Consider the following 13875-nt stretch of genomic DNA (forward strand, 5'->3'; position numbering starts at 1 on the left):
TGCCGTTGCCTCTTTTTATGCGTCGCGCTTAAGCCGGGCCCATCGGGTTCGGCAGGTAGCCAGTGAAGCCGGCGATCTTCCAGCGACCCTCATGCAGCCGGCAATAGTAGACCGTCTGCCATTTCAGGATGTCGACGCTGCCGTCCATCTTCTTGAGGCTACCGTCGAACTTCTTGCGCGCCAGCGCCTGGTCGCCGTTGATTTCGATGTCCTCGAGCGTTGTCGTCGTGAAGATCGCGGTGCGAGGATCTTCGGCGAAGCTCTGCGTCGCGAAGTCTTTTGCCTGGCGCAGCCACTCGTCGCGATAGGCGCCAAGCGACGGGAAGGTCAGTCGCCAATTGTCCGGGTTCTGTTCGCGGCGACCGTCGATGCCGATGAACCCATCCTCGACGAAATCGCCGGCAACCATCGACCAATCGGCAGCCAGAAAGGCGGTGATATCTCGAGAGACGAGCATCTCCCAGATGGAATGGCGTGCGGTATCGGAGGAAGGGAATGGATTGAGAAAAGGATCCCGCATGTTCGCGCCCTAGATTGAAATTCTTTTCATGAATGGTGTTTTTCGCTGGCCAAATTCCGCTTTCTATGGTCACTTGTCAACGATCGAAGAAAATAATTTGCACGAAGGCGGACATGATCATCAAGAGATACGGTGCGGAGCAAGTCGGTGCCGGTGGTAAGCCCTTGCCCTTCGCGCGCGCGGTCGAGGCGGACGGCTGGCTCTATGTTTCCGGTCAGGTCGCCATGGAGAACGGCGAGATCATCGAGGGCGGGATCATCCCGCAGACCCACAAGACGATCGCCAATCTTCTGGCCATTCTCACCGAAGCCGGCTACGGTCCCGAACATGTGGTTCGTTGTGGCGTCTGGCTCGACGATCCCAGGGATTTCTGGACATTCAACAAGATCTACCAGGAGTATTTCGGTGCGCATCCGCCGGCGCGGGCCTGCGTCCAGTCGTCGATGATGGTCGATTGCAAGGTCGAGATCGACTGCGTCGCCTACAAGCCGAAGGAAGGTTGATCGGATAAAGGTAAGCTCAGCCGATGGATATCTTCGCGACACTGCAGGAAGAAAAAGGGCGGCTCTCCCAGTCGGAAAACCGCATCGCCGATATTCTCCTGAACGACTTCGAGTTCGCGGTAAACGCTTCCATCATCGAGCTCGCGAGCAAGGCCGATGTTTCACCGCCGACTGTCACCCGCTTCTGTCGCCGGCTCGGCTGTGACAGCTTCTCCGATTTCAAGGTGCAGCTCGCGCGCACGGCCTATATCGGCATGCGCTACCTGAAGCCGGAGCCGAAGAGCCGCGAAGCCGGCGACGTCGCCCAGGACATCATCACCAAGTCTCAGAATGCGCTGTTCCTGTTGCACCGTTCGCTGGACCTTGCGGCAATCGAGCAGGCGGTCGAGCGGATTGCCGCAGCGGAGATGATTTACGCCTTCGGCTCGGGCGGCAATTCCTCGATGATCGCCGGCGAACTGCAGAACCGGCTGTTTCGTTATGGCCTGCGCATCACCTCCAGCTCCGACCACAGCATGCAGCTGATGATGACGGCAGCGGCGCGGCCGACGGACGTGCTGATCGGCTCGTCCTTTTCCGGTCGCAACGCCGAACTCGTTCGAGCCTTTACGTTGGCGCGCGAACTGAAGGTGCCGACCATCGCACTGACACAGAGCGGCAGCCCGGTCGCGGCAGCTGCCAGCATCACCGTTCCGGTCGATCTGCCCGAGGGCAACAACATCTACCGTCCCACTTCCACCCGCATCGCCTATCTGGCGCTGCTCGATATCCTCTCCAGTCTCGTTGCCTATCGGGTTCAACCCCAGGCGACGACTACACTTCGGCGCATCAAGCAGCAGCTGGTGACACACCGCGACGGTGACGACCGCCAGCTTCTCGGAGACTGACGTGCCACGAAAGGTCAGCGCATGACGCAATCCCTCGCGATCGTAACCGGCGCTGCCGGCGATATCGGCCGCGCTATCGCGCGCAAGCTTTCCGAAGATCACGACGTGATCCTGCTGGTCGACATCGATGCGGAGGCGGCAGAACGCGCGGCGGGCGCCCTCGGCGACGACAAGCGCTTTGTTGCGGCTGCCTGCGATGTGACGGACGAGGCTAGCGTTGCAGCAATGGCGGCGAGTGCGGCGGACCGGGGCACGGTGCGCACGCTGGTCAACAATGCCGGTGCCGCCCGTGCCGTCAGCCTGCACGATACGACGCCAGAAATCTGGCGCATGGACAATGCGTTGAACCTCGAGGCGGCCTTCCTCTGCTTTCGCGCCGTTGAGGACATGCTGAAGCAGAGCCGCGGATCGGTGATCAATATTGCCTCCGTCAACGGCATGAACGTCTTTGGCCATCCGGCCTATAGCGCCGCCAAGGCTGGTCTCTTGCATCTGACCCGATTGATCGCGGTCGAATATGGCAAGTTTGGTATTCGTTCGAATGCCGTGGCCCCTGGCACGGTGCGCACCCAGGCCTGGGAGGCACGCGCTGCCGCGAACCCTGATGTCTTCGAGGAGGCGCGGCGCTGGTATCCGCTGCAACGCATCGTCAATCCCGACGATGTCGCCAACGCCGTGCATTTCCTGGCGGGGCCAATGGCGGCGGCCATATCGGGCGTCTGCCTGCCTGTCGACTGCGGCCTGACCGCGGGGCAGGCGGAACTGGCGCGCACGTTCTCACAATCAAGCCATTACTGACATAAGCATTCGGAGGAAGAGCATGCACCCGGATTCCTATCGTCTCGAGGCGTCGTGGCAGCCGGACGCTGGGCCGTTCGGGCGGTTCACGTTCACGCTGTTCAATTTCTCCGGAAAACCGCTCTCCGGTTTCAAGATCGTCTATACGTCGCTGACCCGCGTCATCGATCCCAAGGCCTGCGACAATGCCGTGTTCCTCAGGCGCAACGCCAATTTTCATGAATTCGCACCGCCCGAAGGCCTGACGATCGAGAGCGGCGCGAGTTGGACCTTTACCGTCAGTGGTCTGCATCGCAAGGCGCGCCATTGCACCGACGGTGCAAAATCCGCCTATCTGACGCTTGGCGACGGCCGGCATGTTCCGGTCGCGGTCTCCGATCTGCTTCTCGAAAACGCCACCAGCGAACCGCCGCCGGTGCGGTTGCCGGAAGGCAAACTCGATCAACCCTATGCGCTGCAGCCTTGGCCCATGGCGCTCGACCTTCGCCCTGCGGACGGTTTCCCTGTCGTCCTCTATCCGGTCGGCGGCTCCGCTGGCGAGGATGTCACAGCGATTGACACCGTGCTGGCGATGTTCCGGCGGCTGTTTCCGGCGGCGCATGCCCCCTTCAGTCTCGCTGCTTCCAAGCAGGGGCGTGCGATTGCCTTTGCCGCTGATGCCACCCTTGGTGCGGAAGCCTATCGCCTGGAGTTTTCCGGAGCCGAGATCAAGCTGAGCTATGGCGGCAGCGCCGGCCGACAATATGGCCTGACGAGCCTTGCGCAACTGCTCGACGGTGCGCGCAATCATCCGTCCAAGTTCCGGTTCCCGGCGAGCGGTACAATTTCCGATGCGCCACGCTACAGCTGGCGCGGTTGCCATCTCGATGTCTCGCGCCAGTTCTACCCGACATCGGATGTGGCGCGACTGATCGATATCCTCGCCTGGTTCAAGCTCAACGTCTTCCATTGGCACCTGACGGATGACGAGGCTTGGCGGCTGGAGATCAAGGCCTATCCCGAGTTGACGACGCTTGGCGTTCTGCGCGGCCCGGACGAGCCGCTCTTGCCGCAACTCGGCAATGGTGCGGAGCCGGTTGGTGGCTTCTACAGCCAGGCGGACGTGAAGGCGATCGTCGCCCAGGCGACCGCACTTCATGTCGACGTCGTGCCGGAGATCGACATCCCCGGCCACAGCACCGCGACGCTCGTCGCGTTGCCTGATCTTGCCGATGGCCAGGAGGCGCCGGAGAGCTATCATTCGGTTCAGGGTTATCCCAACAACGCGCTGAACCCCGCAGTTGCCTTCACCTATGAATTTCTCGAGAAGGTTCTCGACGAGATGGTTGAGCTCTTCCCGAGCAAATACCTCCATATCGGCGGCGACGAGGTGGCAAACGGCTCGTGGCTCGCATCGCCGCTTGCCAGGAAGCTGATGGAACAGGAAGGCATTTCGGGGACTTTCGCGCTGCAATCCTATTTCCTGAAGCGGGTGAAGACGATGCTGACGGCCCGCGGCCGCAAGCTTGCCGGCTGGAACGAGGTTGCGCATGGCGGCGGCGTTTCGGCCGAGGATACCTTGCTGATGGCCTGGGAACGACCGGAAGTCGGGATCGAACTGGCGCGCGAAGGCTACGACGTGGTCATGACCCCCGGTCAGGCCTATTATCTCGACATGGCGCAGGCCGATGCCTGGCAAGAGCCGGGCGCGAGCTGGGCCGGTACGGCGACGCCTGCGCATACATACGGCTATGAGGCAGAGGGGGAGTTTCCGGATGAGTTGAAACCGCGCCTTAGAGGCGTCCAGGCCTGCATCTGGAGTGAGCACTACCTCTCGCGCGGCTACTTCAACCGCCTTGTCTTCCCGCGACTTCCGGCGATTGCCGAGGCGGCCTGGACGCCGAAGGCGTCAAAGGACTGGCTGCGTTTCGCGGCCATCGCCCCGCTCAGCCCCAATCTCTAAGAGGAAAGCCCATGCGCATCGCCGTTGGTGGCATCCACACCGAATGCAGCACCTACTCGCCCGTATTGATGACGGAGGAGGACTTTCGGGTGCTGCGGGGGCAAACGCTACTCGACGCCGACTACTTCAGCTTCATGAAAGCCGAGGGCGTCGAGCACTTGCCGCTGCTGCACGCGCGGGCCGTGCCTGGCGGCCCGGTTTCGCGAGCGACATACGACGCCTTCAAGACGGAGTTCCTGACATTGCTTCGTGCGGCCCTGCCGATCGATGGGCTCTATCTCGCCATGCATGGCGCGATCAAGGTCGATGGCATGGATGATGCCGAGGGCGACTGGATTTCGTCGGCCCGCGCCGTCGTCGGCCCTGATTGCCCGATTGCCGCAAGCTACGACCTGCATGGCAATGTCAGCAAAAGGATTATCGACCAGCTCGACATCTTTGCTGCCTATCGTACCGCGCCGCATATCGACACGCCGGAAACCATGACGCGCGCGTGGTCAATGCTCGTATCCGCACTGCGCAACGGGACGCGCCCGGGTGTTGCCTGGGCGCCGGTCCCGGTGCTTCTGCCTGGAGAATCCACCTCGACGGAGGACGAACCGGCCAAGTCGCTCTATGCACAGTTGCCCGAGATCGATCAGCGGCCGGGGATCCTCGACGCCAATCTGATGATTGGCTACGTCTGGGCGGACGAGCCGCGGGCGACGGCCTGCGCCGTCGTGACCGGCACCGACAAGGTTGCCGCCAAGCGGGCGGCGGAAGAGATCGCTGCCGGCTATTGGGCAGAGCGCCGCAACTTCCGCTTCGGTCCGGTCACGGGACCGCTCGACGAGATGCTGGATGTTGCCGAGCGGGCGACGACCACACCCATCATTCTTGCGGACTCCGGCGACAACCCGACCGGCGGCGGCGTCGGCGACCGGGCCGATGTGCTGAAGGCACTGCTTGCCCGCGGCTGGCGGGGTGCGCTGATCGCCGGTATCACCGATGCTCCGGCAGTCGAGACCTGTTTTGCAGCCGGCGTCGGGCACACGCTGATGCTGAAGATCGGCGGCAGCCTCGATCCGGCAAGCCCTCGTGCGGAGATGCTGGTCGATGTCGTCAGGCTGGATGATCCGGGCCCGGAACGGGAGCGGCAGGCGGTGGTGCGCGTCGGCGCGATCGACATCGTCATCGCCGCGCGGCGCAGGCCCTATCACAACATTGAGGATTTCCACCGTCTGGGTCTCGACCCGCAGACGGTGCGGCTGCTGGTGGTCAAGTCGGGCTATCTCTCTCCCGAACTGGCGCCGATCGCCAATCCCAACCTGATGGCCCTGACTGAAGGTGTCGTCAACCAGGACATTCCGGGTCTCGCCAGCCTGCGCCGTCACCGCCCGAGCTATCCCTTCGATCAGGACTTTGCCTTCGAACCGGTTGCCCGCCTGTCGGCACGCTGGTCTAACGGCGGCTGACACGACGCAATCTGATCCTATGCCCGCCTGACCCTCAGGCGGGTTTCCTGTTCCTCAATATCCTCCACTTTGTGGACGCCTTCCGTCATGACCTCGACCATCCTTAGCGCCATGCGCACGCCGGCCATGCGGATCAGCATGCTGGCAATCTTCCTGTTCGGCTTTGCCGGCGCTGCCACCTCGCCCTATCAGTCGGTTGTCGGCATCAACGAGCTCGGCTTGAGCGACGCCGTCTATTCGCTGCTGATCCTGCTTGCCTCCACGGTCAATGTCATCGTCAGCGTCTCGATCGGCATCCTGGCGGATCGCGTTGGCAATTACCGGCTGCTGATGTCGACGGCGATCCTGTTCGGCGTCGTCGGTTACGGCATCGTCTATCTGCTGCCATATCAGGCCAGCTTCATCGTCAGCGTCCTGGTTTTTTTGCCGATCTACGGTGCGCTTTACACTTTGCTCTTTGCCAATGTTCGCAGCATCGCCCGGCGGATGAGCGGCCATGATGCGGCGTCGCTGACGACGGGCGCGCGCGCAGCCATCTCGGTGTCCTGGGTTCTGGTGCCTGGACTGGTCGGCTTCGCGCTGGCGGGCGGAGAAAGCATGCTGCCGGCCTATCTGCTCGCCTGCCTCGGCTGCCTCGCCAATCTGCTGATTGTCTACTTTCGATTGCCCAATGAAGGCGGGGTCGACGCTTCGCTCGGCAAGCGTCTTTCCTACTGGACGTCGTTCCGGGAGATCCTGGCGCCGGGCATTTTCTTCAGGGTGATTGCGGTTGCGACCATCACCTCGACGCTGCACGTCAACGCTGCCGTGCTGCCCTTGATCATGACCGACGAGGTCGGCGGCAGCGTCACCGATATCGGCATCATCGTCGGCATCGTCGCCTTCCTCGAAGTTGTCTTCATCTTCGTCTGGGCACGCATCCAGTTGAGCCTGGTCCCGTTCAAGGCGCTGGCGCTGGGGACGGCCATTTACATCGGCTACATGGTGCTACTCGGGTTCTCCGACGCCACTTGGCAGATCTACGCGCTGACGCTGATCAGCGCCTTTGGTGCTGCTGCCTTGATCACCATTCCGATCAGCTATCTTCAGGATCTGATCGCCGACAGGCCGGGGCTCGGGAGTTCGCTGATCGCTGTCAACCTTTTCCTGAGCGGCGCACTTTGCGCCGGGCTGTTTGCGCTCGGCACCCGGATCAGCGACTATTCCGGCACGGCACTGCTCGGCGGTGTCGGGGGATTTGCCGGCCTGGTGCTGCTGCTGGCGCTCGATGGCGATAGAACAGGGAAGAGAACGATCCATCGCTAAGTGGGCTAGTCCCAGGGCTCATCGACAAAACTGCAGGTGAATTTTGTTTGGTTGTCCTGGAGACATCGCTTCTTTTGGTCGACGAGGATCATGATCCTTGCGATGAAGCGTGAGAAATCGGCTTTGCTGGAGTTGAAGGTTGTGATCCCCAACGCGTGGGCCTGGGCCTGAGCCACGCAGGTCACCAACTCCTGATCGGGGACATCACTGTTTGCAACGACGACGGCTCTGTCAAACCGCCCTTCCGCGGAATAGTTCACGGCGGAAGCGCAGTTTGCTGCACCAGTGGCTGCACTATCGTTCAGTAGCCTCTGATAGTAGGGGTCGAAGCCAAAATCTTCGATTTTGCTGACGTCGACCCGGCCATTCTGGACCGCATCTTTTCTAAATATGACGCCGATGGTGTTCCGTCCGAGGCCCGGTTGGGCTCGAACCTCAAGTCCGGCAGTGATGGCGAGCATTTGAATCGTTGAGAAGACCACGTCCCTCTTCTTGGTCTCCCCTTGGCTCATTCCTACGCCGATAAACTCCGGGAAGGCGGTGAAATGTCGCTCTCCGTTGCGAACAGGGCCGAGAAAGCTCACGTTCTGGGCGACTGAAGACGAAGCAACAAAAACGCTCGTGAGAAGGCCCGCGGCAAACATAAGATGTCTAATGGTTCTTCTCCTGTTTCTGCCCGACACGCGAAGCCTCCTCACAAGGGGCCAGCGCTCGCATAACCGGACGAGATCTGTCGCAACGCATCGCCAGCAATGCGTCTCGATTTTTCTATCATTGCGATCAATAGCTGCAAGGCGCTGAGGCGAGGAAGACGCCGTCCTGGTGCGGGTCTCATCAAAAAGTGATTGGGGCGCCTTTCGGCGCCCCAATCAGTATGTCCGTTGAGTATGTCAGTCGCGGGCGTATCAGTTGCCGAGAATGCCCGGCAGGCGCAGGCCCTTATCCTTGGCGCAGTCGAGCGCGATGTCGTAGCCCGCGTCGGCGTGGCGCATGACGCCGGTCGCCGGGTCGTTCCAGAGCACGCGCTCCAGGCGCTTGGCCGCATCCTCGGTACCGTCAGCGCAGATGACGACGCCCGAATGCTGCGAGAAGCCCATGCCGACGCCGCCGCCATGGTGCAGCGACACCCAGGTGGCGCCAGATGCGGTGTTGAGCAGCGCGTTCAAGAGCGGCCAGTCGGAAACGGCGTCCGAGCCGTCCTTCATCGCTTCGGTCTCGCGGTTCGGTGAGGCAACGGAGCCCGAGTCGAGATGGTCACGGCCGATGACGACGGGGGCCTTCAGCTCGCCGTTCTTGACCATCTCGTTGAAGGCGAGGCCGAGGCGGTGGCGGTCACCGAGACCAACCCAGCAGATGCGGGCCGGCAGGCCCTGGAAGGCGATGCGCTCGCGGGCCATGTCCAGCCAGTTGTGCAGGTGCTTGTTGTCGGGCAGCAGTTCCTTGACCTTGGCGTCGGTCTTGTAGATGTCTTCCGGATCGCCTGACAGAGCCGCCCAGCGGAACGGGCCGACGCCGCGGCAGAAGAGCGGACGGATGTAGGCCGGAACAAAGCCCGGGAAGGCGAAGGCGTTTTCGAGGCCTTCTTCCTTGGCCATCTGGCGGATGTTGTTGCCGTAGTCGAAGGTCGGGATGCCCATGTCCTGGAAGGCGATCATCGCTTCGACATGGTCGCGCATCGAGGCGCGGGCGGCCTTCTCGACAGCCTTCGGATCGCTGACGCGCTTTTCCTTCCACTGGCCCATCGTCCAGCCCTTCGGCAGGTAGCCGTTGACCGGGTCGTGCGCGGAGGTCTGGTCGGTGACCATGTCGGGGCGGATGCCGCGGCGGACCATTTCCGGCAGGATTTCGGCGGTGTTGCCGAGCAGGCCGACGGACTTGGCTTCGCCGTTCTTGGTCCAGCGGGCAATCATCGCCATCGCCTCGTCCAGCGTCTCGGCCTTTTCGTCGAGGTAGCGGGTGCGCAGGCGGAAGTCGATCGAGTCCGGGTTGCATTCGACCGCAAGGCACGAAGCGCCGGCCATGACGGCTGCGAGCGGCTGGGCGCCGCCCATGCCACCGAGGCCGCCGGTCAGAACCCATTTTCCCTTAAGATTGTCGCCATAATGCTGGCGGCCGGCCTCGACGAAGGTTTCGTAGGTGCCCTGAACGATGCCCTGGGTGCCGATATAGATCCACGAGCCGGCGGTCATCTGGCCGTACATGGCGAGACCCTTCTTATCCAGCTCGTTGAAGTGATCCCAGGTCGCCCAGTGCGGCACGAGGTTGGAGTTGGCGATGAGGACGCGCGGCGCGTCCTTGTGCGTCCGGAAGACGCCGACCGGCTTGCCGGACTGTACCATCAGTGTTTCGTCGTCGTTCAGGTCCTTGAGCGTCTCGACGATCTTGTCGAAATCGGCCCAGGTGCGCGCCGCGCGGCCGATGCCGCCATAGACCACCAGTTCGTGCGGGTTTTCCGCCACGTTCGGGTCGAGGTTGTTCATCAGCATACGCAACGGCGCTTCGGTCAGCCAGCTCTTGGCGTTGAGCGTCGTGCCCTGGGGCGCGCGCACGTCGCGAATGTTGTGGCGCGGATTGTTGATAGTCATGCCTCGCTCCCTGTCTGTCTCTTGAGGTCAAATGCGATGGTTTCGATGCGGTTCAGAATGGCTTTCAGCGGCTGGCGCAGCAGCGCGGTGCGGGCCGCGTCGAGCGCGAACGGTGGTTCTTCTGCTGCAAGATGGGTGGACTGCGCCAACTCCATCTGGATTGCGTGCACGCCGGTTTCGGGGCGCCCGTAGCGGCGCGTGGTCCAGCCACCCTTGAAGCGGCCGTTGAGGATGCTGGTGTAACCCTTTGCAGCAGCTGCAATATCGACCGTCCCTTTCTCGATTTCTGGCGCGCAGGTCTTGCCCATGTCCGTGCCGATGTTGAAGTCCGGCAGCTTGCCTTCGAAGAGGAACGGGATGTGCGAGCGGATCGAGTGGCAGTCATAGAGCACGGCAATGCCGTGGATCGCCTTGACGCGTTCGATCTCGGCGGCAAGCGCTGCGTGATAGGGCGCATGAAACGTCCGGAGACGTTCGGCGATATCGGCCTCCGTTGGCGCTTCTCCGTCCTTCCAGATTGGTTTGCCGTCGAAATCAGTCTCCGGGATCAGGCCGGTCGTGTTCTGGCCGGGATAAAGGCTCGCGCCCTCAGGGTCGCGATTGGCGTCGATCACATAGCGGTGGAAGGTGGCGCGGACGACGGTCACCTCGGGCAGCAGCCCGTCATAGAGCTGATGGATATGCCAGTCGGTATCGGCGAGGATCCGGCCGTTGTCGTTGAGCCGATCCCAGACCGCACCTGGCACATCCGTACCCGTATGCGGAAAGCCGAGGATAACCGGGGAGTTTCCCCTTTTGACTTCAAAGACCGCCATCTTAAGACTCCAGGCCTGGCAGGATGCCAGCGGAGACGGCAGCGTTCAGGCGACCCGATGCAATGAGGTCGCCGGCCGCCTTGAGGTCGTTGGCCATGTAGCGGTCTTCCTCGATGGTTGGCGAGACGGTGCGCAGGGCGGCGGCCGCCTTCTGCAGTTCCGGGCTCGTTTGCAGTGGCGCGCGGAATTCGACGCCTTGAACCGCGGTCAGTGCTTCGATGCCGACGATCGAGAAGAGGTTCTCCGTCATCAACAGCAGGCGACGGGCGCCATGGCAGGCCATCGAAACGTGGTCTTCCTGGTTGGCCGATGTTGGCGTCGAGTCGACCGAAGCCGGGTGAGACAGCTGCTTGTTCTCAGACATCAGGGCGGCGGAGGTGACCTCGGCGATCATCAGGCCGGAGTTGAGGCCGGGCTTCTTGGCCAGAAACGCCGGCAGACCATAGGAGAGAGCCGGGTCGACGAGCAGAGCGATGCGACGTTGCGAGATCGCGCCGATTTCGCAGACGGCAAGGGCGATCTGGTCAGCGGCAAAGGCAACCGGCTCGGCGTGGAAGTTGCCGCCGGAGACGACGGAGTTGTCCGAGAGCACCAACGGATTGTCGGTAACGGCGTTGGCTTCGATCTCGAGCGTGCGGGCGACCGAACGCAGGATGTCGAGGCAGGCGCCATCGACCTGCGGCTGGCAGCGGATGCAGTAGGGATCCTGCACGCGCTCGTCGCCTTCGATGTGGCTTTCGCGGATCGCGGAGCCGGCAAGCAGTGCACGCAGGGCAGCGGCCGTATCGATCTGGCCGCGATGGCCGCGCAGCGTATGGATATCGGGGTGGAACGGGGCCGAAGATCCCATGGCTGCATCGGTCGACATCGCGCCGGTGATGAGGGCGGCTTGAGCGGCGCGATGAGCGCGGAAGAGGCCGGCAAGGGCCAGCGCCGTCGAGGTCTGGGTGCCGTTGATCAGCGCCAGACCCTCCTTGGCGGCCAGCACGACCGGGGTCAGGCCGGCGGCGGCAAGCGCCTTGTCACCAGGCATGCGGCGCCCCTCGAAGAAGGCTTCGCCGTGACCCATCATGACGGCAGCCATATGCGCGAGCGGCGCGAGGTCGCCGGAGGCGCCGACCGAGCCCTTTTCCGGGATGACGGGGATGACGCCCTTTTCGAGCATGGATTCGATCAGCCGAACCAGTTCAAGGCGGACGCCGGAGGCGCCGCGGCCGAGCGAAACAAGCTTCAACGACAGGATCAGGCGCACGATGTTTTCGGCAAGCGGCTCGCCGACGCCGCAGCAGTGCGACAGGATCAGATTGCGTTGCAGCGTTGCGACGTCCGCGCTGTCGATCTTGATCGAGGCCAGCTTTCCGAAACCGGTGTTGATGCCATAGACTGGGGCGTTGCCGGCAACGATCTCGGCAATTCGCCCGGCAGCCTTTCGGATTCCGGCGTCAAACGACGGGTCGAGCCGGGCCGGCTCGCCGGTCCAGTAGATGGTTTCGAGGTCGCGAAGGGGCACGGAGCCCGGATGTAGAATGATGGTCATTGACCGATCCTTTGCCCTCTGAAGATGCGTTCATGAAGCGGATTGAAGCCGATCCGGTAGACGAGCTCGGCCGGGTCCTCGATGTTCCAGATCGCAAGGTCGGCCGACTTGCCGACCTCGATCGTGCCGGTTTCGGCGATGAGGCCAAGCGCACGGGCGGCTTCGCGCGTGGCGCCGGCAATGCATTCGGCAACCGTCAGCCGGAAGAATGTCGCCGACATGTTCATGGTGAGAAGCAGCGAGGTCAGCGGCGAGGTGCCGGGATTGCAGTCGGTGGCGATCGCGATCCGAGCGCCGGCATCCCGCAGGGCCTGCACCGGCGGAAGCTGTTCTTCGCGAAGAGCGTAGAAGGCGCCAGGCAGAAGCACTGCAACCGTACCCGACTTGGCAAGGGCCGCGGCACCATCTGCATCGAGATATTCGAGATGATCGGCCGAGAGCGCGCCATAGGACGCGGCGAGCTTGGCGCCGCCGAGATTGGAGAGCTGCTCCGCATGAAGCTTCACCGGCAGGCCGAGCGCCTTGGCACGGTCGAAGACACGGGCAATCTCGGCCGTCGAGAAGGCGATCCCTTCGCAAAAGCCGTCGACCGCATCGACCAATCCCTCGGAGTGGGCGGCGTCTAGGCCGGGCAGCACCACGTCGGTGATGTAGTCGCCGTTGCGGCCCTTGTAGTCGGCGGGCGTCGCATGTGCGGCGAGGTAACTCGTCACGATCCGCACTGGACGCAATGTTTCGAGCTTGCGGGCGGCGCGCAGCATGTTGAGCTCGGCCGTCACGTTCAGGCCGTAGCCGGATTTGATTTCGACCGTTGAGACGCCTTCGGAAAGCAGCGTGTCGAGCCGCGGCAGGGCGCGTTCGACGAGGTCGTCGACGGTGAGCGCATTGGTCGCCTTCACGGACGAGACGATGCCGCCGCCGGCGCGCGCGATCTCTTCGTAAGTGGCGCCTTCAAGCCGCATCTGGAATTCGCGGGCGCGGTTGCCGCCATGCACAAGGTGCGTGTGGCAATCAATGAGGGCGGGGGTCATGACGCGCTGCTTGCCGTCGAATGCTTCCATGCTGCGCGAGAGGTCGGTCGGAAGTTCGCGCTCCGGCCCCGCATAAGCGATGCGACCATCGACAACCGCGACAGCTGCGTTCTCGACGAGGCCCAGACCTTCCGTGCCCTCGCTCAGCGTTGCGAGGCGCAGGTTGCGCCAGATGCCGGATGTCGGCTGTCGAGTCGTCAGTTGGGTCATGATGTCGCCTCCAGTGGATATAATGTATATACATATTAATCTTCGCCACAAGAGGAAATTTAAGAGATCTGCGGAAAAGGAAAGGTGCGGCGCGGCGACAGAAGGATGTCGATTTCTGCGGTGATGTCTGAGCCGACTTCGTCAGATGATTGAATTTCAAGGATATTGAGATTGAAGCAGAATCGAAAAACCCCGAAACGTGCCCGTTTCGGGGTTTTTCAGTCGGCTCCATTTGGAGGCGCCAAATCGAGTGGAGGCGGCCTCCGGACTGACGAAAGCCGTCCCCGG

The 13875-nt window shown here is 62.6% G+C and carries 12 protein-coding genes; 6 read left to right on the forward strand and 6 right to left on the reverse strand.

The window, feature by feature from the left end; genetic code table 11:
* Positions 1 to 28: 28 nt before the first annotated feature.
* On the reverse strand, positions 29 to 520 hold the full coding sequence (locus MKZ91_RS09800; RefSeq protein WP_336170463.1) for a hypothetical protein: 492 nt from the start codon (positions 518 to 520) through the stop codon (positions 29 to 31).
* Positions 521 to 633: 113 nt separating this feature from the next.
* Between MKZ91_RS09800 and MKZ91_RS09805 the strand changes: the two genes are divergently transcribed.
* The 6 genes from MKZ91_RS09805 to MKZ91_RS09830 all read left to right on the forward strand — a co-directional run bounded on the left by MKZ91_RS09805 (position 634) and on the right by MKZ91_RS09830 (position 7409).
* Positions 634 to 1023 carry a RidA family protein gene (locus tag MKZ91_RS09805; RefSeq protein ID WP_336170465.1) on the forward strand — a complete coding sequence of 130 codons (390 nt, stop codon included), beginning with the start codon at positions 634 to 636 and terminating at the stop codon, positions 1021 to 1023.
* Positions 1024 to 1046: 23 nt separating this feature from the next.
* Entirely contained in the window at positions 1047 to 1910 is an 864-nt protein-coding gene (locus tag MKZ91_RS09810) for a MurR/RpiR family transcriptional regulator (protein ID WP_336170466.1), read from the forward strand.
* 21 nt (positions 1911 to 1931) lie between these two features.
* Entirely contained in the window at positions 1932 to 2708 is a 777-nt protein-coding gene (locus MKZ91_RS09815) for an SDR family oxidoreductase (protein ID WP_336170468.1), read from the forward strand.
* 22 nt (positions 2709 to 2730) lie between these two features.
* Positions 2731 to 4650 (forward strand): beta-N-acetylhexosaminidase, encoded by a 1920-nt coding sequence (locus MKZ91_RS09820; RefSeq protein ID WP_336170470.1) that lies wholly within the window; start codon positions 2731 to 2733, stop codon positions 4648 to 4650.
* An 11-nt stretch (positions 4651 to 4661) separates the two neighbouring features.
* Positions 4662 to 6104, forward strand: a complete 1443-nt coding sequence (locus MKZ91_RS09825; protein WP_336170472.1) for a M81 family metallopeptidase — start codon at positions 4662 to 4664, stop codon at positions 6102 to 6104.
* Positions 6105 to 6191: 87 nt separating this feature from the next.
* Positions 6192 to 7409: an MFS transporter gene (locus MKZ91_RS09830; protein ID WP_336170474.1), complete on the forward strand. Its 1218-nt coding sequence runs from the start codon at positions 6192 to 6194 to the stop codon at positions 7407 to 7409.
* Positions 7410 to 7414: 5 nt separating this feature from the next.
* Here the strand turns inward: MKZ91_RS09830 and MKZ91_RS09835 are convergent, their stop codons facing one another.
* The 5 genes from MKZ91_RS09835 to hutI all read right to left on the reverse strand — a co-directional run bounded on the left by MKZ91_RS09835 (position 7415) and on the right by hutI (position 13587).
* On the reverse strand, positions 7415 to 8092 hold the full coding sequence (locus MKZ91_RS09835; protein ID WP_336170477.1) for a hypothetical protein: 678 nt from the start codon (positions 8090 to 8092) through the stop codon (positions 7415 to 7417).
* A 222-nt stretch (positions 8093 to 8314) separates the two neighbouring features.
* Complete coding sequence (hutU, locus tag MKZ91_RS09840) at positions 8315 to 9988, reverse strand: urocanate hydratase (RefSeq protein ID WP_336170573.1); 1674 nt, start codon at positions 9986 to 9988, stop codon at positions 8315 to 8317.
* A gap of 2 nt (positions 9989 to 9990) precedes the next feature.
* On the reverse strand, positions 9991 to 10809 hold the full coding sequence (gene hutG, locus MKZ91_RS09845; RefSeq protein ID WP_336170479.1) for an N-formylglutamate deformylase: 819 nt from the start codon (positions 10807 to 10809) through the stop codon (positions 9991 to 9993).
* A 1-nt stretch (position 10810) separates the two neighbouring features.
* Positions 10811 to 12346: a histidine ammonia-lyase gene (gene hutH, locus MKZ91_RS09850; protein WP_336170482.1), complete on the reverse strand. Its 1536-nt coding sequence runs from the start codon at positions 12344 to 12346 to the stop codon at positions 10811 to 10813.
* Positions 12343 to 13587 (reverse strand): imidazolonepropionase, encoded by a 1245-nt coding sequence (gene hutI, locus MKZ91_RS09855; protein ID WP_336170484.1) that lies wholly within the window; start codon positions 13585 to 13587, stop codon positions 12343 to 12345. The genes hutH and hutI overlap by 4 nt, the downstream gene beginning before the upstream one ends.
* Positions 13588 to 13875 lie beyond the last annotated feature (288 nt).

Origin of the sequence: Ensifer sp. MJa1, from assembly GCF_037026475.1 — a bacterium.
Classification (GTDB): domain Bacteria; phylum Pseudomonadota; class Alphaproteobacteria; order Rhizobiales; family Rhizobiaceae; genus Ensifer.